28 protein-coding genes are annotated in these 26,478 nt (G+C 74.5%); 16 read left to right on the top strand and 12 right to left on the bottom strand.

What is annotated here, in order from left to right; genetic code table 11:
- Window positions 1–3: 3 nt before the first annotated feature.
- Genes BLW43_RS12880 through BLW43_RS12865 form a run of 4 tightly spaced genes read left to right on the top strand, consistent with a single transcriptional unit; the run spans window position 4 to window position 3,893 of the window.
- Complete coding sequence (locus tag BLW43_RS12880) at window positions 4–825, top strand: tetratricopeptide repeat protein (protein ID WP_093254040.1); 822 nt, start codon at window positions 4–6, stop codon at window positions 823–825.
- Complete coding sequence (locus tag BLW43_RS12875) at window positions 822–1,469, top strand: hypothetical protein (protein ID WP_093254038.1); 648 nt, start codon at window positions 822–824, stop codon at window positions 1,467–1,469. Before BLW43_RS12880 ends, BLW43_RS12875 begins: the two co-directional genes overlap by 4 nt.
- Window positions 1,456–2,064, top strand: coding sequence for a TadE/TadG family type IV pilus assembly protein (locus tag BLW43_RS12870; RefSeq protein WP_139284050.1), 609 nt, complete (start codon window positions 1,456–1,458; stop codon window positions 2,062–2,064). The genes BLW43_RS12875 and BLW43_RS12870 overlap by 14 nt, the downstream gene beginning before the upstream one ends.
- Entirely contained in the window at window positions 2,061–3,893 is a 1,833-nt protein-coding gene (locus tag BLW43_RS12865) for a vWA domain-containing protein (RefSeq protein WP_093254036.1), read from the top strand. The genes BLW43_RS12870 and BLW43_RS12865 overlap by 4 nt, the downstream gene beginning before the upstream one ends.
- Before the next feature lie 11 nt (window positions 3,894–3,904).
- Here the strand turns inward: BLW43_RS12865 and BLW43_RS12860 are convergent, their stop codons facing one another.
- Window positions 3,905–4,450 carry a hypothetical protein gene (locus tag BLW43_RS12860; RefSeq protein ID WP_093254034.1) on the bottom strand — a complete coding sequence of 182 codons (546 nt, stop codon included), beginning with the start codon at window positions 4,448–4,450 and terminating at the stop codon, window positions 3,905–3,907.
- Window positions 4,451–4,605: 155 nt separating this feature from the next.
- On the opposite strand from BLW43_RS12860, the gene dctP reads away from it, so the two are divergent.
- The 4 genes from dctP (at window position 4,606) to BLW43_RS12840 (ending at window position 8,483) form a co-directional block, all read left to right on the top strand.
- On the top strand, window positions 4,606–5,580 hold the full coding sequence (gene dctP, locus BLW43_RS12855) for a TRAP transporter substrate-binding protein DctP (protein WP_093254033.1): 975 nt from the start codon (window positions 4,606–4,608) through the stop codon (window positions 5,578–5,580).
- 232 nt (window positions 5,581–5,812) lie between these two features.
- On the top strand, window positions 5,813–6,313 hold the full coding sequence (locus tag BLW43_RS12850; RefSeq protein ID WP_093254031.1) for a TRAP transporter small permease: 501 nt from the start codon (window positions 5,813–5,815) through the stop codon (window positions 6,311–6,313).
- A gap of 5 nt (window positions 6,314–6,318) precedes the next feature.
- Complete coding sequence (locus BLW43_RS12845; RefSeq protein ID WP_093254030.1) at window positions 6,319–7,593, top strand: TRAP transporter large permease; 1,275 nt, start codon at window positions 6,319–6,321, stop codon at window positions 7,591–7,593.
- Window positions 7,590–8,483, top strand: coding sequence for an isocitrate lyase/PEP mutase family protein (locus BLW43_RS12840; protein ID WP_093254029.1), 894 nt, complete (start codon window positions 7,590–7,592; stop codon window positions 8,481–8,483). Before BLW43_RS12845 ends, BLW43_RS12840 begins: the two co-directional genes overlap by 4 nt.
- A 120-nt stretch (window positions 8,484–8,603) precedes the next feature.
- On the opposite strand, the gene BLW43_RS12835 is transcribed toward BLW43_RS12840, so the two are convergent.
- The 3 genes from BLW43_RS12835 to BLW43_RS12825 form a co-directional block, all read right to left on the bottom strand.
- Window positions 8,604–9,233 carry an NrsF family protein gene (locus BLW43_RS12835; protein WP_093254027.1) on the bottom strand — a complete coding sequence of 210 codons (630 nt, stop codon included), beginning with the start codon at window positions 9,231–9,233 and terminating at the stop codon, window positions 8,604–8,606.
- Window positions 9,230–9,895: a sigma-70 family RNA polymerase sigma factor gene (locus tag BLW43_RS12830; RefSeq protein ID WP_093254026.1), complete on the bottom strand. Its 666-nt coding sequence runs from the start codon at window positions 9,893–9,895 to the stop codon at window positions 9,230–9,232. Before BLW43_RS12830 ends, BLW43_RS12835 begins: the two co-directional genes overlap by 4 nt.
- Before the next feature lie 224 nt (window positions 9,896–10,119).
- Window positions 10,120–10,911 (bottom strand): IclR family transcriptional regulator, encoded by a 792-nt coding sequence (locus BLW43_RS12825; protein WP_093254025.1) that lies wholly within the window; start codon window positions 10,909–10,911, stop codon window positions 10,120–10,122.
- 151 nt (window positions 10,912–11,062) lie between these two features.
- Between BLW43_RS12825 and BLW43_RS12820 the strand changes: the two genes are divergently transcribed.
- The gene (locus BLW43_RS12820) at window positions 11,063–12,007 is read left to right on the top strand and encodes a hydroxymethylglutaryl-CoA lyase (RefSeq protein WP_093254024.1); all 945 of its coding nucleotides are present in this window, start codon (window positions 11,063–11,065) and stop codon (window positions 12,005–12,007) included.
- On the top strand, window positions 12,004–13,227 hold the full coding sequence (locus BLW43_RS12815) for a CaiB/BaiF CoA transferase family protein (RefSeq protein ID WP_217632172.1): 1,224 nt from the start codon (window positions 12,004–12,006) through the stop codon (window positions 13,225–13,227). Before BLW43_RS12820 ends, BLW43_RS12815 begins: the two co-directional genes overlap by 4 nt.
- 25 nt (window positions 13,228–13,252) lie before the next feature.
- Here the strand turns inward: BLW43_RS12815 and BLW43_RS12810 are convergent, their stop codons facing one another.
- Window positions 13,253–15,886 carry an AAA family ATPase gene (locus BLW43_RS12810; RefSeq protein ID WP_093254022.1) on the bottom strand — a complete coding sequence of 878 codons (2,634 nt, stop codon included), beginning with the start codon at window positions 15,884–15,886 and terminating at the stop codon, window positions 13,253–13,255.
- A gap of 34 nt (window positions 15,887–15,920) precedes the next feature.
- Entirely contained in the window at window positions 15,921–17,048 is a 1,128-nt protein-coding gene (locus tag BLW43_RS12805; protein WP_093254021.1) for a metallophosphoesterase family protein, read from the bottom strand.
- A gap of 140 nt (window positions 17,049–17,188) precedes the next feature.
- Between BLW43_RS12805 and BLW43_RS12800 the strand changes: the two genes are divergently transcribed.
- On the top strand, window positions 17,189–18,442 hold the full coding sequence (locus BLW43_RS12800) for a HAMP domain-containing protein (RefSeq protein WP_093254020.1): 1,254 nt from the start codon (window positions 17,189–17,191) through the stop codon (window positions 18,440–18,442).
- 219 nt (window positions 18,443–18,661) lie between these two features.
- Window positions 18,662–19,426, top strand: a complete 765-nt coding sequence (locus tag BLW43_RS12795) for a Crp/Fnr family transcriptional regulator (RefSeq protein WP_175478885.1) — start codon at window positions 18,662–18,664, stop codon at window positions 19,424–19,426.
- Window positions 19,427–19,477: 51 nt separating this feature from the next.
- Here the strand turns inward: BLW43_RS12795 and BLW43_RS12790 are convergent, their stop codons facing one another.
- The 5 genes from BLW43_RS12790 to BLW43_RS23560 form a co-directional block, all read right to left on the bottom strand.
- Window positions 19,478–19,654, bottom strand: a complete 177-nt coding sequence (locus tag BLW43_RS12790) for a DUF1328 domain-containing protein (protein WP_093254018.1) — start codon at window positions 19,652–19,654, stop codon at window positions 19,478–19,480.
- A 72-nt stretch (window positions 19,655–19,726) separates the two neighbouring features.
- Window positions 19,727–20,335: an exopolysaccharide biosynthesis protein gene (locus BLW43_RS12785; RefSeq protein ID WP_093254016.1), complete on the bottom strand. Its 609-nt coding sequence runs from the start codon at window positions 20,333–20,335 to the stop codon at window positions 19,727–19,729.
- A 117-nt stretch (window positions 20,336–20,452) separates the two neighbouring features.
- Entirely contained in the window at window positions 20,453–22,249 is a 1,797-nt protein-coding gene (locus tag BLW43_RS12780) for a sensor histidine kinase (RefSeq protein WP_093254015.1), read from the bottom strand.
- A 44-nt stretch (window positions 22,250–22,293) separates the two neighbouring features.
- The gene (locus BLW43_RS12775) at window positions 22,294–22,854 is read right to left on the bottom strand and encodes a sigma-70 family RNA polymerase sigma factor (RefSeq protein WP_093254014.1); all 561 of its coding nucleotides are present in this window, start codon (window positions 22,852–22,854) and stop codon (window positions 22,294–22,296) included.
- Entirely contained in the window at window positions 22,851–23,039 is a 189-nt protein-coding gene (locus tag BLW43_RS23560) for a NepR family anti-sigma factor (RefSeq protein WP_245731041.1), read from the bottom strand. Before BLW43_RS23560 ends, BLW43_RS12775 begins: the two co-directional genes overlap by 4 nt.
- 186 nt (window positions 23,040–23,225) lie before the next feature.
- On the opposite strand from BLW43_RS23560, the gene BLW43_RS12765 reads away from it, so the two are divergent.
- Both BLW43_RS12765 and BLW43_RS12760 read left to right on the top strand, forming a co-directional pair.
- The gene (locus BLW43_RS12765; protein WP_425441181.1) at window positions 23,226–24,047 is read left to right on the top strand and encodes a response regulator; all 822 of its coding nucleotides are present in this window, start codon (window positions 23,226–23,228) and stop codon (window positions 24,045–24,047) included.
- Between the two features lie 323 nt (window positions 24,048–24,370).
- Window positions 24,371–25,489 carry an AI-2E family transporter gene (locus tag BLW43_RS12760; protein WP_093254012.1) on the top strand — a complete coding sequence of 373 codons (1,119 nt, stop codon included), beginning with the start codon at window positions 24,371–24,373 and terminating at the stop codon, window positions 25,487–25,489.
- Window positions 25,490–25,573: 84 nt separating this feature from the next.
- Here BLW43_RS12760 and BLW43_RS12755 read toward each other — a convergent pair whose 3' ends face one another.
- Window positions 25,574–25,771, bottom strand: a complete 198-nt coding sequence (locus BLW43_RS12755; RefSeq protein WP_093254011.1) for a CsbD family protein — start codon at window positions 25,769–25,771, stop codon at window positions 25,574–25,576.
- 179 nt (window positions 25,772–25,950) lie between these two features.
- Here BLW43_RS12755 and BLW43_RS23555 point away from each other — a divergent pair, with 179 nt between their 5' ends.
- Window positions 25,951–26,106 (top strand): hypothetical protein, encoded by a 156-nt coding sequence (locus BLW43_RS23555; protein WP_175478884.1) that lies wholly within the window; start codon window positions 25,951–25,953, stop codon window positions 26,104–26,106.
- Window positions 26,103–26,399, top strand: coding sequence for a hypothetical protein (locus BLW43_RS12750; RefSeq protein ID WP_093254010.1), 297 nt, complete (start codon window positions 26,103–26,105; stop codon window positions 26,397–26,399). The genes BLW43_RS23555 and BLW43_RS12750 overlap by 4 nt, the downstream gene beginning before the upstream one ends.
- The last annotated feature ends 79 nt before the right edge of the window (window positions 26,400–26,478 follow it).

The following is a 26,478-nucleotide window of genomic DNA, read 5'->3' as shown; positions in this document are numbered from 1 at the left end:
CTCATGACGGATGACCTCACGCGACCGCAGATCGCCGCCGTCGGCGGCGCGCCACATCGGCTGATGCGCGCGGCGTGGGCGGCGGGCGCGGCGCTGGCGCTGGCCGGCTGCGCGTTCGGCGCGCCGGGGCCGGGCTTCGGCGCGAACCTGGGCGCCGCCGCCGATGAGCCTGCGGTCGGCTTCGAGAGCGCGATGCGGCTGGGCGAGGCCGCCGCGGCCGGCGGCGACCTGGCATCGGCGGTGCGCATCCTGCGCGGCGCGGCGGAGGCCGAGCCGCTGGCGCCGGAGCCGTGGCGCGCGCTGGCGGACGCCTATTACGGCGCCGGGCTCTGGCCCGAGGCCGCCGACGCCTATCGCCGGCTCGCCGTGCTCGACCCGGCCTCCGCCGCGGCGCGCACGGGGCTGGGCCGCACGGCGCTGGCGCAGGGCGACGCGACCGGGGCGGAGGCGCATTTCGACGCGGCGCTGGCCCTCGCGCCGGAGGACGTCGCGGCGATGAACGGGCTGGCCGTCTCCTTCGACCTGCGGGGCCGCCACGACGCGGCGCAGCGGCTCTATGACGGCGTGCTGGCGCGCGACCCGACGAACCGGGGCGTGATGTCGAACCGCGCCCTGTCGCGGGCGCTGGGCGGCGACGCGGCCGCCGCGGCGGGCGAGCTGGACGCGCTGGCCCGGGCCCGCGCGCGCGCGCCGCAGGCGACCCACAACCTCGCGCTCGCCTACGCGCTCAACGGCGAGATGGACAAGGCCGAGATGGTGCTCTCGGCGGCGCTGACGCCGCAGGAGGCGGCCGAGAACCTCGCCTTCTACCGTTCGCTCAGATGACGGCGGCGCGGTCCTTCCCGGCTGCGGCGGGCGCGCGCGCCGCCTTCGGCGCGCTGCTGCGCGACCGAACGGGTCTCGCGGCCGTGGAGTTCGCGCTGATCGCGCCCGTCGCCGTGCTGCTGACGACGCTCGGCGCTGCGGCGCTGGCGCTGCATGCGGGCGGCGTGGCCCTTGAGACCGGCGCGGCGGCGGCGGCGCGCCAGGCCGCCATGGGCGACGCTCTGCCGGGCGAGACCCGGCAGGAGGCGATCCGCCGCATCGTCGCCGCCCATGTCTGCCCCGACGTCGCCGGCGTCTGCCACTGGTCGACCCGCTGGAGCGCGCTGAGCGGGGACGGCGTGACCTCGCCCCTGCTGATCGAGAGCCGCGCCTACGTCGACCCGCGCAACATCGGCGCGCCCGAGCCGTTCGTGGACGCGCCGCCTGCCAACGGCGTCTATGACGCCGGCGAGGACTACGACGACGTGAACGGCAACGGGCGGTGGGACGCCGACATGGGCCGCTCGGACTTCGGCGGCTCGGGCGACTATGTGGTGTTCACGCTGACCATCGCGCAGGACGTGCGGCACCCGCTGCTGTGGCCGGTGACGGGCGACATGACTTTCCGCAGCGCCGAACTCGTGGTGCGCAATGAGCCCTATTGAGCGCCTGACCCGCCTGCTCGGCCTGCTCGGCCGGAGCCTGCGCTGCCGGCGCGGCTCGGTAGCCATGGAGGCGGCGTTCATGCTGCCGCTGGCGCTGCTGATGGCCGTCGGGTGCCTCGACGCGGCCCGCTATCTCTCGCTTGCCGCGAGCGCCGACCAGACGGCGCTGGCGCTCGCCGACGCGGTGTCGCGCGCGGACGCCGTGCGCGACCGCCCGGCCGAGGACGACCTCACCCAGAGCACGGACACCGGGGCGTATTTCGCGCTCGCGCGCATCCTGGCCCAGCCGCTCGACCTCGGGACGAGCGGCGCGGTCACGATCAGCTCGGTCACCGGCGGGGGCGCCGGCGCGGCGACGGTCAACTGGATGCGGGCGACGGGGCCGGCGGCTGGCGCCGACCCCGGACGGCTGGCGACGCTGCCGCCGCTGCCGGCGGGGCGGGCCTTCATCGTGGCCGAGGTGTTCTTCGAGTTCGAGCCGGCGGTGGTGGGGCGGGCGGCGCTCGCGAGCCTGCTCGGGGAACAGCCGACGATTTACCGCCGGGCGCTCTTCCGCACCCGCAGCGCGCCGCTCACCACGCTGGCCGCGCCATGACGGGCCGGACTTGGAGCGGCGGGGCCCAAAGCGGCGGGGCCCAGAGCGGCGGGGCCCAGAGCGGCGGGGCGGGGAACGCGCCGGCGCCCGCCGGCCCCCGCGGGCTGCGGCGGCTGCTCGCCGCGCGCGAAGGCGCGGTGGCGGTGATCGCGGCGGCGTCGATCGGGCTGACCGGCCTCATCGCCGCCATGGTCACCGACATGACGCGGGTGGAGGTGACGCGGCTGCGGCTGCAGGGCGCGGCGGACGCGGCGGCGCTGGCGGCGGCGCGGGAGGTCTCGCTGGAGGAGGCCGACCTGAAGGCGCTGGCGCGCATGGTGTTCGACGCGTCCCTCGACGGCGGCGTGGGCGGCGTGGCGGTGGCGAATTTCGGCGTCGTGGTGGAGCCGGCCACCAAGGGCCTGACCGAGACGGTGCGGGTGACGGTGGACGCCGACATAGGTCTCGCGGCGCTGAGGCTGCTGAGCTATCTCGGCGGCGACGACGTTCAGAAGGTACATGTCGACGCCGCGGCCTCGCGCACCGCGCTGTCGATCGAGGTGGCGCTGGCGCTCGACAACACCGGCTCGATGACCGGCGCACGCATCGCGGAGCTTCGCGTCGCGGCGCGCCTGCTGGCGGAGACGCTGTTCGCCGGGGAGGACGCCTCGCCTAACCTGCATGTGGGCGTCGTGAACTACAGCGCCTCGATGAACATCGGGCGCCAGCATGCCGGCTGGCTCGACGCGCCGCTCGCCGACGTCGACGCCGCCTATGCGCCGAGCACCTGGAAAGGCTGCGTGCGCGCGCGCAGCGCCGCGCTGGGCGAGACCGACGATCCGCCGGGGCCGGGCGCGATGTTCACGCCGCTGCTCTGGCCCTCCTCGGTCGTCGACGACGACCCGATAACCTTCGACCAGTATCTCCAGTCCAATCCGGCGCATCGGAACATGTGGCCGCCGGAGGCCTACTTCGATGCCGCCTTGGCCGCGCTGGCGGCCGGGGACGGCGACGGCGACGGCAACAGCGGCTCGGGCGGGAGCGACGGCCTGGGCAAGTGCGACGAGGACAACAAGAGCCAGGGCGATGGGAGCGGCAAGAAGGAGTGCCCGGCGCCGACCTGCTCCTATCTGGTGCAGGGCAACGCCGGTTCGTACATCGCGAAGGGCCCGGCCATCGGCGCCTGGTGCCCGGCCGACCCGAGCGATTTCGACCCCTTCATCGACGAGCGGCAGACCAGGGGCAATGACGGCTACGGCCCGAACCTCGGCTGCCCGGCGCCCTCGACGCCGCTGACGAGCTCGCGCGCGGCGGTCATGGCGGCCATCGACGGCGACGCGGCGGCGGGCGTGGAGCGGGTGGACGCGTGGTCGCGCGGCGGCACCTACGGCAATGTGGGGCTGGCCTGGGCGTGGCGGATGGTGTCGCCGCGCTGGACGGGGCTGTGGCGCGACGCGTCCGGCGTCGCCGCGCCCGACATGCCGCGCCCCTACGACACGCCCTATCACCACAAGATCATCGTCATGATGACCGACGGCCAGAACGGCCACTACCAGACCGACATGACCGCCTATGGCCGGCCGGACGAGGTGCTCGCCAAGAGCCAGATCGACCCGTCGATGCTGCGGCTCTGCTCCAGCATCAAGGCGGCGGGCGTGATCCTCTACACCATCACCTTCGGCAATGTCGGGGACGCGACGCGGGCGACCTATGGAAGCTGCGCGTCGGACCCCGAGACCGACACCCGCATCGCCGGGCAGAAGTACTTCGACGCCCCCTCCGGCGCCGCGCTGTCGGACGCCTTCGGCGCCATCGGCGGCCAGCTCCAGGCGCTGCGGCTGGTGCCGTGAGGGCGCGGCGCTCAGACCGCGCCGATCCCGCGCGCGAAGGCTTCGAAAAGCCTTAGCAGTGCGTCGAGCGCGGGCCGCCCGAACAGTGCCGCGACCTGCCAAAGAAGAAAAACCGGCGCCGAGAGCGCAAGGGCGCCGATCGCCGCGAGGCGCCCAGGGACGGCGTGCTGCGCTTCGATCACCGTGAGGTCGCCGATGCGGCCGGGTTCGCCGGTGGCGGCCCACCAGATCAGCACCGAGAGGATCGGGTAGGCGACGGCCAGCAGCGGGCATTTGTCGAGCAGGCCGTGGCTCCACGCGCGCGAGACCTCGGCCTTGGGCGCGCCGGGCGTCGGGTCCGCCTCTGGCGAGAGGCGGCGGTCGAGCTGGTCGAGCGCGGCGGCCAGCATCTCGCGGTAGCGCCTGGCGAAGCCGTCGTGGCGCAGGCGGGCTATCCAGCGGCCCTTGTCGGGCTGCTTGTAGAGGTCGTGGAAGTAGCGTCGCGCGAAGCCGTAGCAGACGCCGAAGAAAACGCCCCAGACGCCCAGCTTCGCCAGCAGCTTGAGCAAGTCTTCCATGCGGCTCGAAATCCCCCGGCCACCGCACGAGACATAGCCGGCGCGGGAACGCGGCGCCACGCATTTGGCGTGCGAGGTTGCGGCCGCAGCGCTTGACGGCGGGGCGCAGGCGCGCCTCTATCGCGCCCAACAAGAAACCGTTGGGAGGTATGACCATGATGAGGACGCTTCTGGGCGCCGGGCTGGCGCTGGCCATCTCTGGCGCCGCGCAGGCCGAGACGACGCTGCGCATCACCCTGCAGCTGCCGCTGGCGAGCCATCTCGGGCAGAACCTGCTGCTGTTCAAGGAGGAGGTCGAGAAGACCTCCGACGTGAAGATCGAGATCTACGACAGCGCGCAGCTCTACAAGGACAACGAGGTGCCGGAGGCGGTCGGCTCGGGCCAGATCGAGATGGGCGTCGCCTCGCTCAGCCGCTTCGTGGGCGACATCCCGGCGGTGGACATCTTCTACATGCCCTTCGTGCTCAACACCGAGGCGAAGGTGCGCGCCGCGACCGCGCCGGGCTCGCCCGTGCGCGCGCCGCTCGACGCCGCCATCGCCGAGACCGGCGCCAAGGTGCTGTGGTGGCAGGCCTATGGCGGCAACGTGCTGCTCTCCAAGGGCGAGCCGCTGATGGGGCCGGACGATCTGCAGGGCCAGAAGGTCCGCGTGTTCGGCAAGTGGCTCGGCGAGTGGGTCAAGGAGCTGGGCGGCGCGCCGACGCTGATCTCGGGCTCCGAGCAGTTCCTCGCATACCAGCGCGGCACGGTGGACGTGGGCATGACGGGCCTCTCGGGCGTGCAGTCGCGCAAGCTGTGGGAGGTGATGGACGCCGTCACCCTGACCAACAACGGCGACATCGAGTTCCTCGTGGTCATCAACGAGGACGCGTGGGACGACCTGACCAACGAGCAGCAGGCGGCCGTCGAGGCGGCCGCGCTGAAGGCCGAGGCCGACGTGCGCGACCGCATGAGCGAGATCGAGAAGGAGGCGCTGGCCGACGCCGTCGCCGCCGGCATGAAGGTCCACACGCCGACGGCCGAGCAGGTCGCGGCGTGGAAGGCGGCCTCCGCGCCGGTGATCGACGCTTGGCTGGCGGAGGCCGGGCCGCTCGGCCGCGAGGTGCTAGACGCCGCCAACGGCCTCTGACGCCGCAAGGGGCGCGGCCCCGGATCGGGTCCGGGGCCGCCCGGTCTGCGGGCCTGCCGGTCGCCCGGTCTCCGGGTTTCTGGACGCCGCGGCGCGGGGCTGGCGCGCGCGCAGGAGAAAGCCGCCGGCGTCGCGCGCCGTTCGTCGGGGCCCCGGATCGGGGTCCGGGGCAGCGCCGCTTTCCCCGCTCGCGCGGCGCCGGCGCGCATCGCCCATCTCAGGGAGGCCCGCCATGGGGCTTGTCGACCGCCTGTCCGACGCGCTCGCCGCCTTTGCGGGCTGGGTGTATTTCGCCGTCGGGCTGATGCTGAGCTACGAGGTGGCGGCGCGCTACTTCTTCACCGCGCCGACGATCTGGGCCGAGGAGCTGTCGCGGCTGTTCTTCGTGTGGGCGACGCTGCTGGCGGCGCCGGCGCTGCTGCGCCACGGCCAGCACATCCGCGTGACGGTCGTGACCGCGCTGCTGGGCGAGCCGGCGCGGCGCGCGGCGCGGCTGATCGCGCTGGCGGTGGTGCTGGCGGTCTGCGTCGTCGTGGTCTGGGCGGGGCTGGACGCGCCGCTCAACAGTTTTGCGCGCGGGCGCACGACGGGCTCGATGCTCGACATGCCGGCGTGGTGGCCGCAGGCGGCGGTCCCGGCGGCCTTCGCGCTGCTGGGGCTGCAGACCGCGCTGGAGATGGCGCGCACGGCCATGGGGGCGCCCATGCCCGACGACAGCCCGGTTCAGGAGTAGGCGCGATGGAAGTCGTCCTGATCCTGCTGGCGCTGTTTTCGCTGCTGCTCGTCGGGGTGCCCGTGGCCTTCGCGCTGGGCGGGCTGGGGCTGGGGCTGCTGCTGGTCGGCGGCTTCGCGCCGTCGATGGCCTCGACCGGGCTGCTCTCGGCGCTCGACAGCTTCATCCTGCTCGCGATCCCGCTGTTCCTGCTGATGTCCAACATCCTGCTGAGGGGCGGGGTGGGGCGCGACCTGTTCGCCGCGGTGCAGGCCTGGGTCGGTCACTGGCCCGGCGGTCTGGCGGTGGCCACGGTGCTGAGCTGCGGGCTGTTCGCGGCGATCTCCGGCTCCTCGGTCGCGACGGCGGGGACCATCGGCTCGGTCGCCATTCCCGAGATGACGAGGCGCGGCTACCCGCGGCCCTTCGTCTTCGGGCTGCTGGCGGCGGGGGGGACGCTTGGCATCCTCATCCCGCCCTCGATCATCCTGATCGTCTACGGCGTGATCACGGAGAGCTCGATACTCGCGCTGTTCATGGCCGGGGTGGGGCCGGGGCTGCTGATGATGGCCCTCTTCATCGTCTATGCGATGCTCTACGCGAAGTTCTCGTCCGACTACACGCCGAGCCCGCGGGCGGCGAAAGGCGAGCGGCGGCGCACCGGCCTGCGCGCCCTGCCGACGGCGGCGCTGGCGGGGCTGGTGATCGCCGGCATCTACCAGGGCTGGTTCACGCCGACGGAAGCCGCCGCCATCGGCTTCATCGGCGCGCTGTTCCTGACCGTCGTGGTGCTGCGCTCGCTGAGCTGGGCCGACCTCAAGGCGGCGGTGGCCGACAGCATGCGGTCCTCGGCCTCGATCCTGCTGATCGTCGCCGGGGCGAAGGTGTTCGGGAAGGCGATCGCGCTGTGGCGCGTGCCGCAGGATCTCTCGGCCTTCATCACGGCGAACGTCGACACGGCGGGGGCCTTCATCATCGCGGTGGCGCTGGCGCTGCTGGTGATGGGCCTGTTCATGGAGGCGCTGTCGATGATGCTGATCATGATGCCGGTGCTGGCCGGCACGATGGCGGCGCTGGGCGTCGACCCGATCTGGTTCGGCATCTTCTTCATCATCATGGTGGAGTGCGCGCTGATCACGCCCCCGGTGGGGCTGAATCTCTACGTCATCCAGAGCATCGGGCGGGCGCAGATGGGGGAGGTGGCGCGCGGCGCCGCGCCCTTCGTGTTGCTGATGCTGCTGACCGTCATCCTGATCTACCTGTTCGAGGACATCGCCCTGTGGCTGCCGAGAAACCTGTGACGACCCCGCAAGCCTTCCCCGGCGCCTCTCCCGGCGCGCGGCTGCGCGCGCTGCTTGAGAGCGGCGAACTGCTGGTCACGCCCTCCTGCGGGGACGCGCTGACGGCGCGGCTGATCGGGCAGGCGGGGTTCCGCGCCGCCTTCATGTCGGGTTTCTGCGTCTCGGCCCAGCGGATCGGGGCGCCGGATGCAGGGCTGATCTCCTACGCCGAGATGGCCGGCGCCGTGCGCGACGTCTGCGCCGCGACGGCGCTGCCGGTGCTGTGCGACGGCGACACCGGCTACGGCAACGCGTTGAACGTGAAACGGACGGTGAAGGGCTACGCGCAGGCCGGCGCGGCGGCGGTGATGATCGAGGACCAGCTGGCGCCCAAGCGCTGCGGCCACACGAAAGGCAAGCTGGTGGTGGACCGGACCGAGGCGGTCGAGCGCATCAGCGCGGCGGTGGACGCGCGCGCCGAGATCGGCTCCGACATCCTGATCATCGCGCGCACCGACGCGCGCCACGGCCACGGGCTCGACGAGGCGCTCTGGCGCGCCGAGGCCTTCCACAAGGCCGGCGCGGAGATCCTGTTCGTGGAGGCGCCGAAGTCCGAGGCGGAGATGCGCCGGCTCTGCGCCGAACTGCCGGGCTGGAAGATGGCCAATCTGGTGGAGGGCGGCGAGACGCCGATCCCGAGCCAGGCGACGCTGAGCGAGATGGGCTACGGCGTGGCGGCCTGGCCGCTGACGCTGATGGCGACGGCGATGCGGGCCATGACCGACGCGCTGGCGGCGATGCGCGCCGACCGCGCGCCCGAGGGGCTGATGGGCTTCGCCGAGCTTCGGGAGCGGGTGGGCTTCGAAGCCTACTACCTCGACGAGGCCCGCTACGCCGGCGCGCGTGACTAGGGCGCCCGCAAGCCGCGCCGGTGGCGGCAGGGCGCCGGAGCCGCGCGCATGTGTGGCAGGGGCCGGATCGTGCGGGGCCGGAGCGCGCCGCGCCTTGACCGGCGGCGGCGCGGCCCCCGCTCACCAGCGCAGGGCGCGCGGGCCGGCCAGCGCGCCGAGCGCGGCGAGGGCGAGAATCGCGCCGCCATAGGCGACGGCGACGAAGAGCGGATCGTCGGCGGGGCAGGAGAGCGCGTAGGCCAGCGCCGAGACGCCCCCGGCGGCGACGCCTGCGACGGCGCCGGCGGCGCGCGGCCGCGTCGCCGCGCCGGCGCGCAGGGCGAGGAGCGCGGCGCCGAGCGGCGCCAGCCCGAGCGCCCAGATCGCCCAGACGCAGGCCGGGGCGTTGGCCAGCACGGCGCCCATCGGCGAACGGACGTCGGAGAAAGCCACGGCGCCGGCGGCGAAAAGCGCCGCAAGGCCGATCAGCGCGAGCGGCGCGGCGTCCGGCGGGGCGGCGGGGCGCGACAGGCGGCAGGCGGCGAGCGCGCCGCCGGCGGCCAGCGCGACCCCGCCGACGAGCTTCACCGCGCCGCCGCCGGTGGCGAGCCCGGCCGCGAGGTCGGACCGCAGGCCGAACACCGTCAGCACGAGCGCTGCGGCGGCGAGGAACGAGAGCCCCAGCGCCAGCGCCAGGCGCTGCGGCGCGCGCAGAGGGTCCACGGGCCGCAGGTCCGCGGCGAGCCGGCGGATGAGCGCGTCGGTGCTCATCGCCGCGCGCTCGCGTCCGCGACGCGGGCCGCGACGCGCGGCGCCGACGCCGGGAGGCCGCGGCCCTCGCCTTCGCCCTCCGCCGCGGCGGATGCGCGCAGCCGCGCCAGCCCGCGATGGAAGGCCACGCGCACCGCGCCTTCGCTGATCGCGAACCGCGCCGCGGCGGCGGCGACCGAAAGGCCCTCAAGGCCGAGCGCGGCGACCACGCCGCGCTCGCGGCCCTTCAGCGCCTCGGCGAGCCGCGCCCGGACGACGCCCTCCGGCGCGGCCTCGGCCGCGGGTTCGGCGTCCGGGGCGCCGGCCAGGATGTCGGCCCAGTCCTCGACCGGCTGGGCGTGGGTGCGCGCGCGCAGCCGCCCGAGCCGCCGGGCGGCGTCGAGCGCCTTGTGGCGGGCGATGGCGCGGATCCAGGGGAGCACCGGCCGCACGCCGTCCCAGGTGGCGCGCTTGAGGTGCAGGGCCATCAGAGTCTCCTGCACCACGTCCTCGGCCTCGTGGGCGCCGAAGCCAAGACGCGAAAGCCGGGCGCGGGCGCCGGCGCGCAGCAGGTCGGCGGCCTCGCTCAGGAACGTCTCGTAGGCGGCGGCGTCGCCGGTGTTGGCCGAGCGCAACGCCGTCGCGAGCCGCGTCTCGGTCGCGTCGCCTCCGTCATCGGCCATGGCCGGTCCCTCCGCCTGCGCTGCGAGAAGCTGGCCGGCGGGTGGGCGCGCGGTCAAGTCATCTCGCCGGGTTCCGCCGGCGCCGCGGCGTCACGGTCGCGTGACCCCTCCGCCCCGGCGCAGGCGGCGGCGCGGACCTGCGCGCGGGCGTGTCCGAACCGTGCCGAGCGTCGCGTCAGCGCCCCGCGCCGCCGGCGGCGGGCCGGCGACGGAGGTTCGGGCGCTCACCGCCGCGGCCGGGCCCCGAGCCTTTCGCTCAGCGCCGCCGCCTCGGCCTTCACGGCGCGGAAGATCGCGGCGGCGCGCGCCTCGCTGAAGCGGGCGCGCAGGCCGGCGACGGTCAGCGCGCCGGCGAAGGCGCCGCCGGCGAGGAACACCGGGGCGGCGGCGGCGGCGGCTTCGGGCTCGCGCTCGCCGAAGGAGACATGGCCGCCGGCGGCGCGCACGACGTCATGGGCGGGACCGGCGTCGCCGGTGAAGGCGCGCAGCACGCGGGCGCTGGCGCCGCTGTCGAGCGGCAGCTCGGCGCCCTCCTCGACATGGTGGCGGATCTCCTGCGCGCCGTGGCGACGGTAGAGGCAGACGCGCCGCTCGCCCTCGCGGACGTAGAAGGCCGACGTCTCCCCGGTCGCCTCGGCCAGGCGGTCGAGCGCCGGGCGGACCTCCGCGGCGAGGTCGAAGCCGCGCTGGTAGAGCGAGCCCAGCCGCCACAGCGAGGGACCGAGGCGGAAGCGGCCGTCGGGATCGCGCAGCAGGAAGCCCCCCTGCTCCAGGGTCGCGGCAAGGCGCAGGGCGGTGGAGTTGTAAAGGCCGGTGCGGCGGGTGAGCTCGGCCAGCGTCAGCCGCGAAGGGCCGTCGGCGAAGGCCTCCAGGATGGAGAAGGCGCGTTCGAGCGCCTCGACGCGCTGCGCCTTCGGACGCGCCGGCGCAGCGCGCGCGCCCCCGCGCCGCGCCGCCTGCGGTTCGGGGTGCGCGGCCGGTCGCGCCTCGGGTCTGTTTCCGCCTGAGCCGTCCATGACCTCGCCTCTCGCCTCTCGCCCCTCGTCCCTCGCCGCCCGGACCGCCCCGCTTGCCTCGCGAGCCGATTCGCCGTGTAAGTATCCATCAGACAGAACAGTAGTCTGTCAGGCAGACTGCTACAAATAGAGAATGCGTGGAGAAGCCGGGATGGTCGATGCGACACGGGAGACCGCGCTGGTCAGCGAGGTCGGGCCGCGCGACGGGCTGCAGATGGCCGCCGGGCGCATGGCGACGGCCGACAAGCTGGCCTGGATCGACGCCCTGGCGGCGGCGGGGCTGCGCGAGATCGAGGTGGGCGCGTTCGGGCCGGCGAAGGCGCTGCCGATGATGGCCGACATCGAGGCGGTGGTCGCCCATGCGCTGGCCATTCCCGGCCTGACGGTCGCGGCGCTGGCGCCGAACCTGAAGGGCGGCGAGCGGGCGCTGGCGGCGGGGGTCCACAAGATCACGCTGCCGGTCTCGGTCTCGCGGTCGCATTCGACGGCCAACGTCAACAAGCCGCCGGAGGCGGCGGTCGCCGAACTCGCCGCGCTGCGCCGGCTGTGCGACGCGAGGCCGGAGGGCGCGCGGCCGGCGATCGAGGGCGGGCTCTCCACCGCCTTCGGCTGCACCATCGAGGGCGCCGTCGCGGAGGACGCGGTCGTGCGGCTGGCGGCGATGCTGGCGGAGGCGGGGGCGGACGCCATGGGCCTCGCCGACACCGCCGGCATGGCCCATCCGCGGCAAGTGGCGCGGCTCGTGGCGCGCGTGAGCGCGGAGGTCGGCCCTCTGCTCGACGGGGTGCATCTGCACAACGCCAACGGGCTGGGGCTCGCCAACGCCTGCGCCGCCTTCGAGGCCGGCGTGCGGACTTTCGACGCCAGCCTCGCCGGGCTCGGCGGCTGCCCCTTCGCGCCGGGGCCTTCGGGCAACATCGCGACGGAGGATCTCGTGCATCTGTTCGACCTGATGGGGGTGGAGACCGGGGTGGACCTCGAGAAGCTGCTGGCGGCCCGCGACGTGCTGGCGCGCGCGCTGCCGGGCGAGCCGCTTCACGGCGCGGTCGCGGCGCTGCCGCCGAAGCTGCGCGCTGTTTCGGGGCGCGCGGCGTGAGCGGCGCGGGGCTGACCGTGCCCGAGGGCGATCTGCCGCTCGCCGGGGTGCGGGTCGTCGAGATCGCGCACATGGTGATGGGGCCGACCTGCGGGATGATCCTGGCCGATCTCGGCGCCGACGTCGTCAAGATCGAGCCGGCCGGCGAGGGCGACGCGACGCGACGCCTGACCGGCTCAGGCGCCGGCTACTTCGCCGCCTACAACCGCAACAAGCGCTCGGTGGCGCTGGACATCCGCTCCGACGCGGGGCGGGAGGCGGCGCTGCGGCTGGTGGACCGGGCGGACGTCTTTTCGGAGAACTTCCGCCCCGGCGCCATGGATCGGGCGGGTTTCGGCTGGGAGGCGCTGTCGGCGCGCAACCCCGGCCTCGTCCACGTCTCGCACAAGGGCTTCCTCGATGGGCCGTATCAGGAGCGCACGGCGCTCGACGAGGTGGTGCAGATGATGGCGGGGCTGGCCTGGATGACCGGCCCGCCAGGTCGGCCGCTGCGCGCCGGCGCCTCGGTCAACGACGTGATGGGCGGCATGTTCGGCGCGATCGGCGCGCTGGCGGCGCTGCGAAAACGGGAGGTCACGGGGCGCGGCGAGCAGGTCGCGTCGGGCCTGTTCGAGAACTGCGCGTTCCTCGTGGCGCAGCACATCGCGCAGGCGGCGGTGAGCGGCCAGCCGCTCCAGCCGATGAGCGTGCGCACGCCGGCCTGGGGCGTCTACGACATCTTCACCGCGCGGGACGGCGCGCAGATTTTCGCCGCGGTCGTCAGCGAGCCGCAATGGGCGGCGTTCTGCGCGGCTTTCGGCGCGTCGGACCTCGCAACCGACCCCGCGCTTTCGACCAACACGGCGCGGGTGGCGGCGCGGGAGCGGCTGATCCCCGACGTCGCGGCGCGGCTCGCGGCCTTCGACGGCGACGTGCTCTGCGCGAAGCTGGGCGCGGCGGGGCTGCCCTGGGCGGCGGTGGCGAGTCCGGAGGCGCTGGCCGACGACGCGCATCTGCGCGCCTCCGGCGGGCTGGTGGAGGTCTCGGTCGCGGACGGCCGGGCGGTCGGCCTGCCGGCGCTGCCGCTCGGCTTCGGCGGCAGGCGGCTCGGCATGCGGCGCGACGCGCCGACTGTGGGCGGCGACGGGCGCGAGGTGCTCGCGGAGGCGGGCTTCGACCCCGGCGAGATCGCTGCGCTGGAGCGGGCCGGCGTGCTGACCGTCTCGGACCGGCGGCGCTAGGACCGGCGGCGCCAGGGCCGGGCGGTCACTCTCCCGACCAGTCCTCGAAGCGCAGGACGGTTCCGCCGAGGCGCTCGAAGGCGCGCTGGCGGCAGGTCAGCACGACGATCTGCAGATCGCCCGCCTGTCGGTGCAGCGCGTCGAACATGCGCTCGATGCGGTCGTCGTCGGAGAAGGCGAGCGCGTCGTCGAGGATGACGGGGGCCGCGCCGCCGCCTTTCGCGATCAGCCGCGCGAAGGCGAGCCGGGTGAGGACGGCGAGCTGCTCGCGCGTCCCGCCGCTGAGGCTCTCCACCGGCTCCGCGCGGCCCGCGCGGGTCATCTCCGACGGCAGCAGCGCGGCCTCGTCGAAGGCGATCTCGGCGCTGTCCATCAGCATCGCGAGCAGGGGGCGCAGCTCGGCCAGCACCGGCTCGAAATAGTGCGCGCTGGCGCCGGCGCGGGCATCGTCGAGCGCGCGGGCGAGGCGGGAGAGCGCGTCGGCCTCGGCCTGAAGCGCCGCGGCGCGGGCTTCGGCGGCGGCGCGGCGCCCTTGGGTCTCGGCGAGCGCCGCTTCGGGGGCGGCGCCGGCCACCGTCTCCACCGCGCCGTCGAGCCGCGCGATCTCGACGCCGAGCCGCGCGATCTCGGCGTCGGCGTTGGCGGCGGCGGAGACGGCGCGGCGCTCGGCGGCCTCCGCCGCAGCGAGATCGGGGGCGGCCGCGCGCAGGCGCTCCAGCGTCGCGCGGGCCTCGGCGTCGGCTTCGACGGCGGCGGCGCTTTCGGCGGCGAGCGCGGTTTCGCGGGGCGTGCGGGCCTCGGACGGGCCGAGCCGCCGGTCGGCGGCCTCCGCTGCGCGGCGGGCGTCCTCGAGACGGGAGGCCGCCACGGCCTGCGCGCTTGCGGTCCCGGCGAGGCGCCCGCGCGCGTCGCTCTGGCGCTGGCGGGCGGCGGCGAGCGTGGCCTCGGCGGCGCGCGCGGCCCGCTCGGCGGCGTCTGGGTCGGGCGGCGCCTGCTCGTCGGCCTCGGCCGCGCCGGCGCCGGCCCGGCGCAGCGCGGCGAGTTCGGCGCGCAGGGCGTCGAGGCCACGCGGCGCGAGCGCCGAAAGCGTCGCCGTCGCGACGTCGGCCCGCGCGGCGCAGTCGCGGGCGGCCGCGGCGCGGGACTCAAGCGCGGCGCGGTCGGGCGCCCCGGCCTCCGCCAGCGCGCGGGCGAGCGCGGCCTCCGCGCCGGCCAGCTTCGCCCCGCCGTCCGGAGGTCCGGCGCCGGGGCTCACGGTGACGACGCCGCGGCCGGCGATCTCGATGCGCAGCGGCGTGGCGACGCTGAGCGCGCGGCCCGGCGCGACGGCGCGACCTGAAACGGTGAAGGCGTCCTCGGCGCCCGGCACGGGCTCGACGACGACGCGCGGCGCGGCGCCCTCGGCGGCGGTCCGCAGCGCGCGCAGGGCGTCGTCCGCCTTCGCGACGCGCGCGACGACGCCCTCGGGCGGAGCGAGGGCGGCGGCCTCGGCGCTTGCGGCGGCGGCCTCGGCGCGGGCCGTCTCGGCGCGGGCCAGCGTCTCCTCTCGCGCAGCCAGCGCGTCGGCGGCGGCGCGGGCGGCCGTGGCCGCGCGGGCGGCGGCCAGCGCGTCCGCCGCGGCGCGGGCCGCGGCCTCGGCGGTCGCGAGGGCCTGCGAGGCGGCGGCCTCGTCGCGGCCGGCGGCCTCCGCCGCGGCGTCCGCCTCGCCCATGGCGCGGAAGGCCCCGTCGAGCGCGTCTGCGCGGCGGGCGGCCTCGGCCAGCGCCTCGCGCCAGTCCGCGAGCGCCCGCGCCGTCTGCGCGGCGGTAAGCGCGGCCAGCTGGGCCGCCTGTCCGGCGGCGGCCGCGCGCGCGGCGTGGTCCTGGGCCGTTCTGAGCGCGGCGCGGGCCTCGGTCAGCGCCGCCGTTCGGGCCTGCGCGGCCTGCGGTTCGGAAATCTCCGCGAGCCTGCGGCGGGCTTCGCGGCGGCGGGCGAGATCGGCGCGGAGGCTCTCGACCTGCGCCGCGAGCTCCGCCTCCCGCTCGGCCAGCCGCGCCGCCTCGGCCAGGGCGTCGGAGAGCGGGCCGCCCTTCTTCGGGCGTCGGCCATCGGTGAGCAGCGCGCCGAGCGCCTCGGCGCAGCGGCGGCGCGCACGGTCCATCCGCCGCCCGCCGGTCAGCGCCTCGACTTCGCCGGCGACCGCCGCAAGCGCGTCGCGGCGGGCCTCGTGGGCCGGGGCGGGCTCGCCCCTGCCGCCCAGCTCGACCGCGCCCTGCCGCACCCAGAGCAGGCCCGCGGGCGCGCCGGGGCCGCCGAGCATCTCCGCGATCCACGCCTCGGCGTCGTCGCCCTGCGCGACGATCCCGCCGCCCGCGAGGTCGCTCACCAGCGCCCGCTTTCGAGACAGGAACTGCTTGCGGACGCGGAAAAGGCCCCCGGCGGTCTCGACGTCGGCCTCGACCGTCACGCTCTCGCCGCTCCAGGGCTGCAGCGATTTCAGCGCCTTGCCGGTTCCCGTGCAGCGTTCGAGAAACAGCGCCTGCAGCGCGTCGAAACAGGTCGACTTGCCGGCCTCGTTGGGCGCCGCCAGCACGTTCACGCCGTCGGCTACGCCTTCCAGCGCGACGCCTCGCCCCTCGAAGCGGCGGACATTGTGCAGGCGCAGGGCGCGCAGCCTCATCGCGGGGCGCTCACGGGGGCGGTCATGGGGGCGCTCATGGGGCGTCGGCCATGTAGCCGTAGAGGATCGACAGCGCGGCCTCGGCGGCGGCGCGCTCGCGCACGGGGCGGCCGGCGTCGCGCGCCTCGGCCAGCAGCGTCTCGGCGGCGTCGCGCAGGGCGCCGGCGCGGTCGATGGCGTCGAGGTCGGCCGCGTCCTGCGCGACGCAGAGCCCTGTGAAATCGGGCTCGAACAGCGCGAAGTCCGGCGCGACGGCCTCCAGCGCGGCGAGCAGCGCGGCGCGGGCGGGCAGGCGCGCGCGGCCCTCCACGGCGAGGCGCAGCAGCGTGCGGCGGCGGTCGGGCGTCGGCGGCAGCGCGGCGGCGAGCGCCGCGGCGGGGTCTTCGTCAGCCGTCAGCCGCAGCGCGCGCTCGGCCCAGAAGTAGCGCCCCGTTTCGACCGGCGAGACCTGCGGCGGGGCGTCGGGCCCCTCGATAGAGACGACGAGCGCGCGGCCCGGCTGGCCGTGCCGGTGACGGTCGGGCTCGGGCGTTCCCGCATACCATGTCCGCGCGTCGATGCGCGTCTGGCCGTGCCAGTCGCCGAGCGCGAGATAGGCGAGGCCGGCGCGGCGGGCGCGGTCGGGCGCGATGGCGGCCGAGCCGGCCTCCTCGCCGAAATCGGCGACGGCGCCATGGGCCAGCCCGATGCGCGCCGCACCCGGCGGCGTCGGCGCGGCGTCGAAGCCCTCGGTCGTGTCGCGGCCGGGGCGGCGGCGCGGGCAGGGCGCGGGCAGCAGGACGGCGCCCTCCAGCGTGCCCCCTGGCGTGACGGGCTCGGGCGTCAGCGCCAGCGTCACGTTGGCCGGCGCCTCGGCCCGCGCCCGCGACCACAGTTCGTCCGCGGCGAGCGGGTCGTGGTTGCCGGGCAGCAGCACCCAGCGCAGGTCGGCCGCCTCGGCCATGATCTGCAGCGCCTGGCGGATCACCTGCGGCGGCGGGGTCTCGGCGTCGAACACATCGCCCGCGACCAGCACGACGCCGGCGCCATGGGCGCGCGCGGCCCCGGCCAGCCGCTCCAGCGCGCCCATCCGCGCCGCCGTGAGCGCGCCCGAAAGCGCCTCCGGCGCCGCGCCGAAGCGCTTGCCGAGATGCAGGTCCGCCGTATGGAGAAAACGCGCCATGGCGACTTGTCCCATGGCGGCGGGCCGGGCTCAAGCGAACCTCCGTCGCGCATCGACATCGACCCGGTCCGCGTTATGTTGCCGCAGGCTGGCGGGCGAACGAGACGCGCCGGGCGGGTACAGGGCGCGGGGAGAGCGGCATGGCGGCTGGCGGGGCTGACACGGCGCGGGAGGCGCCGCTGGGCGGGTTCGACCGCTCGTTCCTCGTGACGATGATCCGCGATTTCTTCGTGATCCTGGTGCTGGTGACGGCGGCGGAGTTCGCGCTGAAGGCGGGACTCGTGGTCTACGAGTTCCGCGCCAACGGCGAGGCGAAGGCGCAGGCGAAGGCCGCCGAGGTGGCCGACGACGTGCGCGCCATCATGCTCAACGAGGGCGGGCCGGTGGCGGCGCGGGCGCTCTACCCGATCATCCAGGAGAACCTGCGCGAACTGGGCTGGGCCCTGGCGATCGAGCCCAGCGCGGTGACGGTGGCCTCGATAGAGGAGGCCTTCGGCTTCACGCCGCTCGGCGCGTCGCGGGCCTCGTGGCCGGAAGGCGCCCACGCCGAGGGCCGCGTCGAGATCCGCGCGGAGGCGTTCTGCCAGACCTGCCATGTCAGGGCCGAGATCGGCGAGGTGCTGGGGGTGGTGACGGCGCGCAGCTATCTCGACCGCGAGCTCGCCGCCTGGTGGTCGAGCCTGCAGCTCACCGGGATGCTGTCGATCGGCAAGATCGTGCTGCACACGCTGCTGCTGTTCGCGATCCTGCGGGCGCGCATGGCGCCGCTGCTGCGCCTGCGCTCGGTGGTGTCCGACCTCAGCCGGGCCTTCGGGGGGCTGGGGCGGCGGGTGGAGGTGGCGAGCCTCGACGAGTTCGGCGCGCTGTCGCGCGACCTCAACATGTTCCTCGACCGCATCAGCCGCGTCGTGGGCGAGCTGGACGCGGTGCTGCGCCGGGTGGTGGCGGTCAACGACGACATCGTGCGCATCCAGACCGGCCTGCGCGGCAAGCTCGACGACTTCGCGGCAGGCATGCGCCGGGTGGAGCGGGACGCGATGCTGGGCGCGCGGCGCGAGCCGATGCTCTCGAACGAGTGGTTCGACGCGATGGGCGAGAGCATCGAGAGCCTGCGCCGCGCCGCCGAGGGCGGCGGCCACGCGCCGGACGTCTCCGCGATCCAGGACCGGCTGCGCGCCGTCGTCAGCCACGCTGAACGGCAGGTCGAGACGAACATGGCGCTGTTCCGCGCCCTGGCCGATCTCGGCGACCGCAGCGAGGGGCTGCGCGGCGACCTGGCGGAGATGGCGCGGCTGGAGGAGCGGCTGCGCGGCGTGATCGACAGCGGCGCGGCGCTGCTCGGGCGGCTGCAGGGCGACGCCCCGCCGGCGGCCGGCGCCGCGCCGGCGGCGTAGGAGGGTGGGCCCGGGGGCGCCGCGAAGCCCGGGGCGCGGCGCGGCGGGCGGCGCGTCCCGTATTGCCGCGGCGCCCCGAACGGACTAGCAGAATCAGGTCCGACGCGGCGCATCCCGGCGCCGGTCGGAGCCATGGCGAAGCTGGTCGCGCCTGCGATCCGCGCGGTCTCGCCCCCCAGCCTCCGGGGCGAAGCGGGGCGGGAAGGGAGACCGACGTCGATGCTGCACGAGGGCCGGCATGAACGTCTCGGGACGATGAGCAAGGCGCTCGCCCAGAAGCTCGAGGGTTTTTTCCCCGTCACCGACGCGGTGCGCGCGGTGCTGGAGGAGCTGTGCGTGCGGGTGCGCGAGTTCGAGCCCGGCGCCTCGATCATCCGCGAGGGGCAGGACTACGAGGCGATCTTTCTCGTCGATTCCGGCTGGACAGTGCGCTCGCGCACGCTGGAGAACGGCGCGCGGCAGATCGTCAACGTCGCGATTCCGGGGGATTTCGTCGGGCTGAACGCGATGCTGTTCCGCAGCTCGGAGTTCGACCATGTCGCGAAGAACTTCGTGACGGCCTTCGAGATCAATCCCGACGCCGCGAAGGACGCGCTGGGCCGCATCCCCAACCTCGCCACGGCGCTCGCCTGGGCGAACGCCCACGAGGAGAGCATACTCGCCGAGCGGATCGTCTCGCTTGGCCGGCGCAGCGCGCGGGCGCGTGCGGCGCATGTGCTGTGCGAGCTGGTGTCGCGACTCGAGATCATCGACCTGGTCACGTTTCCAGAGCTGCTCGTCCCGCTCAGTCAGGAGGATTTCGCCGACATCCTCGGCATCAGCCTCGTGCACATGAACAAGGTGCTGCGGACCTTCGACCGGGACGGGGTGATCTCGTTCCGCAACGGGATGCTGATCATCTACGACCGCAAGGCGCTGGAGCGCATCGCCGGCTTCGACGGCGGCTATCTCCAGTTCACGCGACGCCCGCACCTCATCCGGTGAGGAGCGGGCAGGCCGCCGCATGGCGGCGCGGCGGCTGGGTCGACGCGTCCATCAGATCCGCGGGGAGCGGCCACGGACGGCATTCGCGATGATGGCGATCACGAACAGCACGATAAACACGAAGAACAGAAGCTGTGCAATGCCGGCTGACGCCGAAGCGATGCCGCCAAAACCAAATAGTGCCGCGATCAGTGCGACGACAAGAAAAGTAAGAGCCCAGCCCAGCATGGGAACCTCCTGGAAGTTGACCGATACACTGAAAACGCTCCGGCTTTGGATTAGTTCCAGGAACGATCTTTTTCAGAGCATCAGCGCGGCGATGGCGACGGTGGCGGCGGCGAAGCCGTAGCCCACGAGCGCCATCGCACCGTCGCGCGTCATCAGCGCCAGCCCCAGCGCGACGAGGCCGACCGCGGGGGCCTGCACGCCCCAGGGCACCACGGCGAGCGGCACGAGGCTGAGCCCCAGCACCGCCGCGCAGGCGATGATGACCCAGCGCGCCGGCTCGGTGCGCGTCAGCGCCTCGGCGCGCGGCTTGAGGCGGCGGTCCACCCAGTCGGTGTAGGGCCTCACGCGGTCCACGGCGGCGTCGAACTCCGCGTCGTCCATGGCCCGGCGGCGGATGAAGGCCGGCGCCCAGAGACCCTTGCGCCCTCTCAGCGCCTGCGCCACCGCGATCAGCACCAGAAGGCCGATCGTGACCGATACGCCGGGTATGGCGCCGACCACCGGCAGCGCGGCGATGAGCCCCAGAGCGGCGATGATCACCCCAAGAGAGCGGTCCTCCAGGGCGCCGAGCACCTCGCCCACCGATATGTCGTCGCCGTGGTTGGCCTGCTTCAGCCCATCCAGCACGTCTCCGATCGCTTCCGCGCCGCGCGTCGCGCCCTGCGCCATGACATCCCCCATCCCGACTGTCTCCACCCCGGCCCAACGCGCCGGAGCCCGAAGCGTTCAGGCCCGCGCGCGGCGGCGTCTTCGCGGGGACGGCGGGGCGCGGCTGGAGCGGCGTTCGACCTGAGCGCGTCAGCTCCGGCGCTGAACGCTGTCGCCCTGTCGCGGCGTCTCTGCCGCCGACTGATCCTGTCGGCCCGGAAAAACGTTCCGGGCGGGGTCGGCCCCGGCGGTCTGCGTCGGGCCGTGCGCGGCGCCGACGCGGCCTCGGGGCGGGGCGCCCACGGCGAGGGTGACGACGTAGCGATCCCCCATGAGGCCCGAGCTGGTCTCGGCCCGCAGCTGGCGCGCGAAGCCGCTCATGATGCGCGAGCCCAGCGCGCCGCCGGCCGCCGACGGGTCCGACGGCCGGCCGGCCGCGTTGGCGATCTCGACGACGTAGCCGCCGGCGCCGTCGCGCCGCAGCGACAGGTCTATGGGCGCGTCGCGGCCGCCATGCTTCACCGCGTTCACCATGGCCTCGTTGACGAACATCGCCACGGGGGTCGCGCGCTCGGGCGTCTCGCTGACGTCGTCGAGCGCGGCACGCAGCCGGCTGGAGCCGGGCCCGTCGAGCGCCCGCGCGCTGACCACGTGCACCGCGATGTCGCGCAGCAGGGCGCCGAGGTCCACCGCGTTGAGATCCTTCGCCTCGTAGAGCTTCTCGTGGACCAGCGCCATGCTGTGCACGCGGCCGCCGATCCTCTCCAGCGCCTCGCGCTCGATGTCGGTCTCTGCCCGGCGGGTCTGCAGCGCGAGCAGGCTCACGATCATCTGGAGGCTGTTCTTGACGCGGTGATAGACCTCCAGCAGCAGGATGCGGTTCTGCTCGGCGGAGCGGCGCAGCGCCGCCTGGCGCTCCGCGAGGCTGCCCGCCATCGAGCCGAGGTCGGCGGCCAGCGAGGCGATCTCCTGCGGCGCGCCCTCGCCCACGGCGGGCCTCAGGTCTAGCTTGCCAGAGCCGTAGATCCGCGTGATCCGGGCCAGGTGGATGAGGTGGCGGATCACCAGCCGGTCCAGCGCGAAATAGGCGACGAACACCGCGATCACGAGCATCATGAACGGGGCCGAGATCGGCAGCACCGTGCGCCAGAGCGCCCGTTCCACGACGAGGTCGTCCGGCGCGGCGGCGACCAGCCAGCTTTCCCCGCGGATCAGCGGCGCAGTGGCGTAGAGCATGCTGCGCCCGTCCCGCGAGGTCGCCGGAAAGACGCGCTCGCGCGCGTCGAGCACGGCGCCGGCGCCGTCCGGGGCCGGCAGCCACGCCGTGGTCCGCGTCCCGCCTGCGGCCTCCACGAGCACGTCGCCGTTGTAGTCGATGACGGCGCGGCGCCGCGCGATGCCGCCGTCGCCGCCGGGCCCCATGAAGAAGCGCACCTGCGTCACGGGCATCGACATGGCGAGCATCCCGCGGATATCGCCCTCGATCCTCAGCGGCGCAATCGCATAGACGACCTCGCGGCCGGAGATGACGCCGCGCGCGGAGACGCCGAGGCCGAAGGCCGGGCGCTCGCTGAAGCTCCGGAACGAGGGGCTGGCCGCCATGTCGACGCCGCGGGCGTCCTCGTCGGAGGCGCATCTCACGAGGCCCGACATGTCCGTGGCGACGACGCGCAGGATCATCGGCCAGCCCGTCTCGAAGCTCTCCAGCACGGCGTCGCAGCCCAGGCCGAACCGCGCGATCTCGGGATTGAGCGACAGGGTCGACACGGCCGACTCCAGCCGCACCAGCGCGTCCCGCGCGCCCTGAGCCTCCACGATCGCGTCGCTCATGAACGCCGACCGCGCCTCGTCGACGGCGTCGCCGTACCTGCGCACGCCGTCGGCGACGGCGAGCGCGACGGCGGGCAGGATGGCGAAGCCGAGCATCACCGCGAGCTGGCGCCGCACGGTCGGCCGTCTTGGCGGAGACCCCTCCGCGCTGCGCTTCGTGGTCAGGCCGCGGCTCCCGCGATCGAGCGGGCCACCGCCGCGTCCATGGCCGCGTCGGCCACGAGATCGGCGCCGTTCTCGACGCCCATGATCTCCGCGATCCTCGCGCGGGCCCGACTGACGCGGCTCTTCACGGTGCCGACGGCCACGGCGCAGATTTCCGCCGCCTCCTCGTAGCTCAGCCCGGCGCCGCCGACCAGCACCAGCGCCTCGCGCTGGTCCTCGGGCAGCGTGTGCAGCGCGGCGACGAAATCGTTCAGCGCCAGCGCATGGTCCTGGGTCGGCCGCGAGGCGAGCCGCGCCGCGTGCTCGCCGTCGGTGTCGGAGACCTCGCGGCGGCGCTTTCGGAAATGCGAATAGAAGGTGTTGCGCAGGATCGTGAACAGCCACGCGCGCAGATTGGTGCCCTGCCGGAAGCTGTCGCGCTTCGCCCAGGCTTTCATCAACGTCTCCTGGGCCAGGTCGTCAGCCAGGGTCGCGTCGTGGCACAGCGAGCGCGCGAAGGCGCGCAGCGCGGGCGTCTCGTCGCCGAGCAGAGCGTGGAAGGCGTGACGATCGCTCATTCGAGAGGCCCCTCGTCGCGGGCAAGCCGGTCGAGCAGCGTCCTGAAGCGGTCGGGCAGCTCCTCCTTCTCGGCGTCCTGGAACAGGCGGCGCAGGTGCGCCCCGATCAGATCCGCCTCCTCGGGGCGGGCAGTCTCCGGCGCGGCCGGCGCCGCGGGTCGGTCCTTATCGTCAGACTGCGCCAAGACACCCTCCAGACCGCCCATCGTTGATCGCCTTTCGCATAACCGGCTTTGCGACGCATCCCGCCCCGTGGAAGCGACGCATCCCGCCCCATGGAACCAACTCGGCCGGGTCCGCGTTGGTTCCCCGGCGACAGGCGAAAAACCGCCGTCGAGGTCGACGGGACGCTTCGCGACAGGGAGTTGAGCATGAAGATGCCGTCTGAGGCGACCCGGCCATCCGGTCTGGCGGAGCGGATCGCGCCGCATCTGCCGCACCTGCGCCGCTATGCGCGCGCGCTGACCGGGTCGCAGGGCGCCGGCGATCGCTATGTCGCGACGCTGCTGGAGGCGCTCATCGCCGACCGCGGCGTGATCGACCCGGCGCTTACGCCCAAGATCGGCCTGTATCGCGCGTTCCAGCGCCTCTGGGCCTCCGCCGGCGGCTCCGAGGCGGTCGCCGATCAGGCCGTCGAGGACGACGAGGAGATCGTGCGCGAACGTCTCGGCCGCCTCGCGCCGCAGTCGCGGCAGGCGCTGCTGCTGACGGCGGTGGAGGGTTTCTCCGCCGAGGACGCCGGCGCGGTCATGGAGCTCGGCGCGGCGGAGATCGATGCGCTCGTCGCCCTGGCCGTTCAGGAGCTGCGGCGGCAGACGCGGGCGCGGGTGCTGGTGATCGAGGACGAACCGATCATCGCGATGGACATCGAGCAGATGGTCGTCGACATGGGCCATGACGTCATCGGGATCGCAGACACGCGCGACACCGCGGTGGACGCCGCGATGAAGCAGCGGCCCGACCTGGTGCTCGCCGACATCCAGCTTGCCGACGGCTCCTCCGGCATCGACGCGGTGCGCGACATCCTCGCCTCGTTCAGCGTGCCGGTGATCTTCATCACCGCTTATCCAGACCGGCTCCTGACCGGCGCGCGGCCCGAGCCGACCTTCCTCATCGCCAAGCCCTTCAGGGCCGGCACGGTGCAGGCGGCGGTGAGCCAGGCGCTGTTCTTCCGCCAGTCGGCGACGGTCTGAGAGCCCGCCTCGACGCAGGGACGGCGCCGCCGGCCGCGATCGGGAACTGCGGGCGCGACGGCCTTGAACGCGCGGCGCGCATCCGCCGCGCAGCGATGGAGGTGTGCGGTGACGGCTGAGAACGAGGCGCGGCGCCTGCGCGCAGGCGCGCCCGCCGCGCCACGCTCCCCGGGGCGCGCGGCGTGAGCGGCGCGCCGGAGCGGCCCGGGGCCCCTCAAGCGGCGTCGCAGGCGGCGGACGCCGCGTCCGGCCCCGCGTCCGGCCCCGCGTCTGGCCCCGCGTCCGGCCCTGCGTCCGGCCCTGCGCCGCCGCCCGACGCCGCAATGATGCGCGGCGTCCTGCGATGGGGTGGGCATGGGGTATCCAGCGGACAGGGCGCGTCGGCCGACGCGGCGTCCGCAGCGGCGGTCGCGCTGGCGCTGATCGCCGTCGTCGTCGTCACGGCGGCGCTGTCGCAGGCGCGGATCTTCGCGATCCCCACCGTCCTGGCGGGGCTCGTCGCGGTCAGCCTCGCGCCGGTCGCGCGGGCCTGCGAGCGCATCGGCGCGCAGAGGGCGGCGACGGCCTTCGTGCTGGTGTTCGGGGGCCTCGGCGCGCTGGCGGCGGTCGCCTATGTGCTGGCGCCGCGATTCGAGGCGCTGGCCTCGGAGGCGCCCGACATCGTCCGGCGGCTGGAGTACATCGTGCGCCGCTTCGAGGCGGAGATGGCGCAGCTCGGCGGCGCCCCGAGTTCAGGGGAGGGCGGCGACGAAAGCGGTTCGCTGGTGGAGTCGGGCCGCCGCCTCGTCACCGACACCGCCATGGCGACCCCCGCGCTGGTCGGCGCGGCGGCCTATTGCGTGTTCCTGACGTTCTTCCTGCTCGCGGAGCGGTCGCGCATCGCGCGGCTCGTGCTGTGGTCGGCGCAGCGGACGGCGACGCGCCGCGCTCTGGGGCGCGCGATGCGCGACGTGAGGCTGCAGGTCTCCACATATCTCTTCGCGATCACCATCGTGAACATCTGTCTCGGCGTGGCGACGGCGGCGGCGTTCTGGGCGCTCGACGTGCCGAACGCGATGCTGTGGGGCGCGGCGATGACGCTGTTCAACTACATGCCCTATCTCGGCCCGGTGCTCGTCAACGCCGCCGTCTTCACCGTGCAGCTCACGAACACGCTGAGCGTCGACGCGGCGCTGGCGCCGGTGGCGGCGCTGGCGCTGCTGAACACGATCGAGGGATACTGGCTGACGCCGGGCCTGATCGGGCGGCAGGTGAAGGTCAGCGCGCTGGCGATATTTCTCGCCATCGCCTTCGGGGCGTGGCTGTGGGGCGCGGCGGGGGCGCTGATCGCGACGCCGGCGCTGATCTTCCTGCGCGCCTTCGCGCTGCGCCTCGCCGCCGGCCCCCAAAAGCGCGCGCCCCTAGAGCGCGCGACCCGAGAGAGCCGGCGCCATAAGAGCTGACCGCCGCGCCGCGCGCCGGAGCGCCTGACGCGAAACGGCCGCGCGAGGCGCGACCGTTCGCATGTTGCGCATGCGGTTCAGGCGTCAGGACGCGTCGCGCCAGTCGTCCACCTGACGCTCGGCCTCTGCGCGCGCCATCCCGTACTTCTCCTGAAGCTTGCCGACGAGAACCTCGCGATCGCCCTCGATCTGGTCGATCTCGTCGTCGGTCAGCTTGCCCCACTGGGTGCGGATGGCGCCCTTCATCTGCTTCCAGTTGCCTGCGATCTGATCCCAGTTCATCGACTGCTCCCATGCCTGCGCGTCACAAGCCGTGACGGTTGGGAAACGCCGGCCGTCCGTGCGGGTTCCATCGCAGGGCGGGCGCAGGGCGGGCGCAGGGCGGGCGCCGCGCCTGCTTCAGGGGCTGGAACGGCGCGCGCGGTTGCGCGTTTCGACCATGCACATTCAGGGAGCACGGCATGGACGACATTCCGAAACATCTCCGCGAGAAAGGCGAGAGCCCCGAGACGGTGGGCGGGCGTCATGGCCGGCCCGAGGGCGTGTGGCGCATTCTGGGCTGGAGCATGCTGCTGGCCGTCGTTGCGCTCATCGCCGCCGCGCTGGTGGTCGGATGACCGCCGGGGGCGGGGCGCGCGACCGTGTCGAGGAGGCGGCGCGCGGGAGCGGCCGCGCGCCCGGCGCGCTGTTCGATGCGCCGCTAGAGATCGTGGACGCCATCGACGCGCCCTACGAGACGCGTCTGGCGGCGCTGCAGAGATGGCGCGCGCACGCGGCCGACGACGCCGAGCGTCGGCGGGTCGGAGAGGCGGTCACGGCGCTGGAGTACGGCGCCGCCGAGCGCACCGACGAACCCGACGAGGCGCCTGCCTCGACGCGCTACGGCGGCGTCGCGCATGACGACGCGTGACTGTGTCCAATTCCGGACCTGGCGTCTATGCATTCTAAATCATTACGTCAGGTAAGCATTAGATATTCGGTTTCATCCG

The organism is Rubrimonas cliftonensis (genome assembly GCF_900107585.1).
Classification (GTDB): domain Bacteria; phylum Pseudomonadota; class Alphaproteobacteria; order Rhodobacterales; family Rhodobacteraceae; genus Rubrimonas; species Rubrimonas cliftonensis.
Note: the sequence above shows the minus strand (reverse complement) of the source record. Positions and strands in the feature narration are given on the sequence as shown.

What these genes read in the sequence shown, in the direction of transcription:
- BLW43_RS12880 (WP_093254040.1), top strand. Translation starts at nt 4, where the DNA reads ATGACGGATGACCTCACGCGACCGCAGATCGCCGCCGTCGGCGGCGCG.
- BLW43_RS12875 (WP_093254038.1), top strand. Translation starts at nt 822, where the DNA reads ATGACGGCGGCGCGGTCCTTCCCGGCTGCGGCGGGCGCGCGCGCCGCC.
- BLW43_RS12870 (WP_139284050.1), top strand. Translation starts at nt 1,456, where the DNA reads ATGAGCCCTATTGAGCGCCTGACCCGCCTGCTCGGCCTGCTCGGCCGG.
- BLW43_RS12865 (WP_093254036.1), top strand. Translation starts at nt 2,061, where the DNA reads ATGACGGGCCGGACTTGGAGCGGCGGGGCCCAAAGCGGCGGGGCCCAG.
- BLW43_RS12860 (WP_093254034.1), bottom strand. Translation starts at nt 4,450, where the DNA reads ATGGAAGACTTGCTCAAGCTGCTGGCGAAGCTGGGCGTCTGGGGCGTT.
- dctP (WP_093254033.1), top strand. Translation starts at nt 4,606, where the DNA reads ATGATGAGGACGCTTCTGGGCGCCGGGCTGGCGCTGGCCATCTCTGGC.
- BLW43_RS12850 (WP_093254031.1), top strand. Translation starts at nt 5,813, where the DNA reads ATGGGGCTTGTCGACCGCCTGTCCGACGCGCTCGCCGCCTTTGCGGGC.
- BLW43_RS12845 (WP_093254030.1), top strand. Translation starts at nt 6,319, where the DNA reads ATGGAAGTCGTCCTGATCCTGCTGGCGCTGTTTTCGCTGCTGCTCGTC.
- BLW43_RS12835 (WP_093254027.1), bottom strand. Translation starts at nt 9,233, where the DNA reads ATGAGCACCGACGCGCTCATCCGCCGGCTCGCCGCGGACCTGCGGCCC.
- BLW43_RS12830 (WP_093254026.1), bottom strand. Translation starts at nt 9,895, where the DNA reads ATGGCCGATGACGGAGGCGACGCGACCGAGACGCGGCTCGCGACGGCG.
- BLW43_RS12825 (WP_093254025.1), bottom strand. Translation starts at nt 10,911, where the DNA reads ATGGACGGCTCAGGCGGAAACAGACCCGAGGCGCGACCGGCCGCGCAC.
- BLW43_RS12820 (WP_093254024.1), top strand. Translation starts at nt 11,063, where the DNA reads ATGGTCGATGCGACACGGGAGACCGCGCTGGTCAGCGAGGTCGGGCCG.
- BLW43_RS12810 (WP_093254022.1), bottom strand. Translation starts at nt 15,886, where the DNA reads ATGAGGCTGCGCGCCCTGCGCCTGCACAATGTCCGCCGCTTCGAGGGG.
- BLW43_RS12805 (WP_093254021.1), bottom strand. Translation starts at nt 17,048, where the DNA reads ATGGCGCGTTTTCTCCATACGGCGGACCTGCATCTCGGCAAGCGCTTC.
- BLW43_RS12800 (WP_093254020.1), top strand. Translation starts at nt 17,189, where the DNA reads ATGGCGGCTGGCGGGGCTGACACGGCGCGGGAGGCGCCGCTGGGCGGG.
- BLW43_RS12795 (WP_175478885.1), top strand. Translation starts at nt 18,662, where the DNA reads ATGCTGCACGAGGGCCGGCATGAACGTCTCGGGACGATGAGCAAGGCG.
- BLW43_RS12790 (WP_093254018.1), bottom strand. Translation starts at nt 19,654, where the DNA reads ATGCTGGGCTGGGCTCTTACTTTTCTTGTCGTCGCACTGATCGCGGCA.
- BLW43_RS12785 (WP_093254016.1), bottom strand. Translation starts at nt 20,335, where the DNA reads ATGGGGGATGTCATGGCGCAGGGCGCGACGCGCGGCGCGGAAGCGATC.
- BLW43_RS12775 (WP_093254014.1), bottom strand. Translation starts at nt 22,854, where the DNA reads ATGAGCGATCGTCACGCCTTCCACGCTCTGCTCGGCGACGAGACGCCC.
- BLW43_RS12765 (WP_425441181.1), top strand. Translation starts at nt 23,226, where the DNA reads ATGAAGATGCCGTCTGAGGCGACCCGGCCATCCGGTCTGGCGGAGCGG.
- BLW43_RS12760 (WP_093254012.1), top strand. Translation starts at nt 24,371, where the DNA reads ATGATGCGCGGCGTCCTGCGATGGGGTGGGCATGGGGTATCCAGCGGA.
- BLW43_RS12755 (WP_093254011.1), bottom strand. Translation starts at nt 25,771, where the DNA reads ATGAACTGGGATCAGATCGCAGGCAACTGGAAGCAGATGAAGGGCGCC.
- BLW43_RS23555 (WP_175478884.1), top strand. Translation starts at nt 25,951, where the DNA reads ATGGACGACATTCCGAAACATCTCCGCGAGAAAGGCGAGAGCCCCGAG.
- BLW43_RS12750 (WP_093254010.1), top strand. Translation starts at nt 26,103, where the DNA reads ATGACCGCCGGGGGCGGGGCGCGCGACCGTGTCGAGGAGGCGGCGCGC.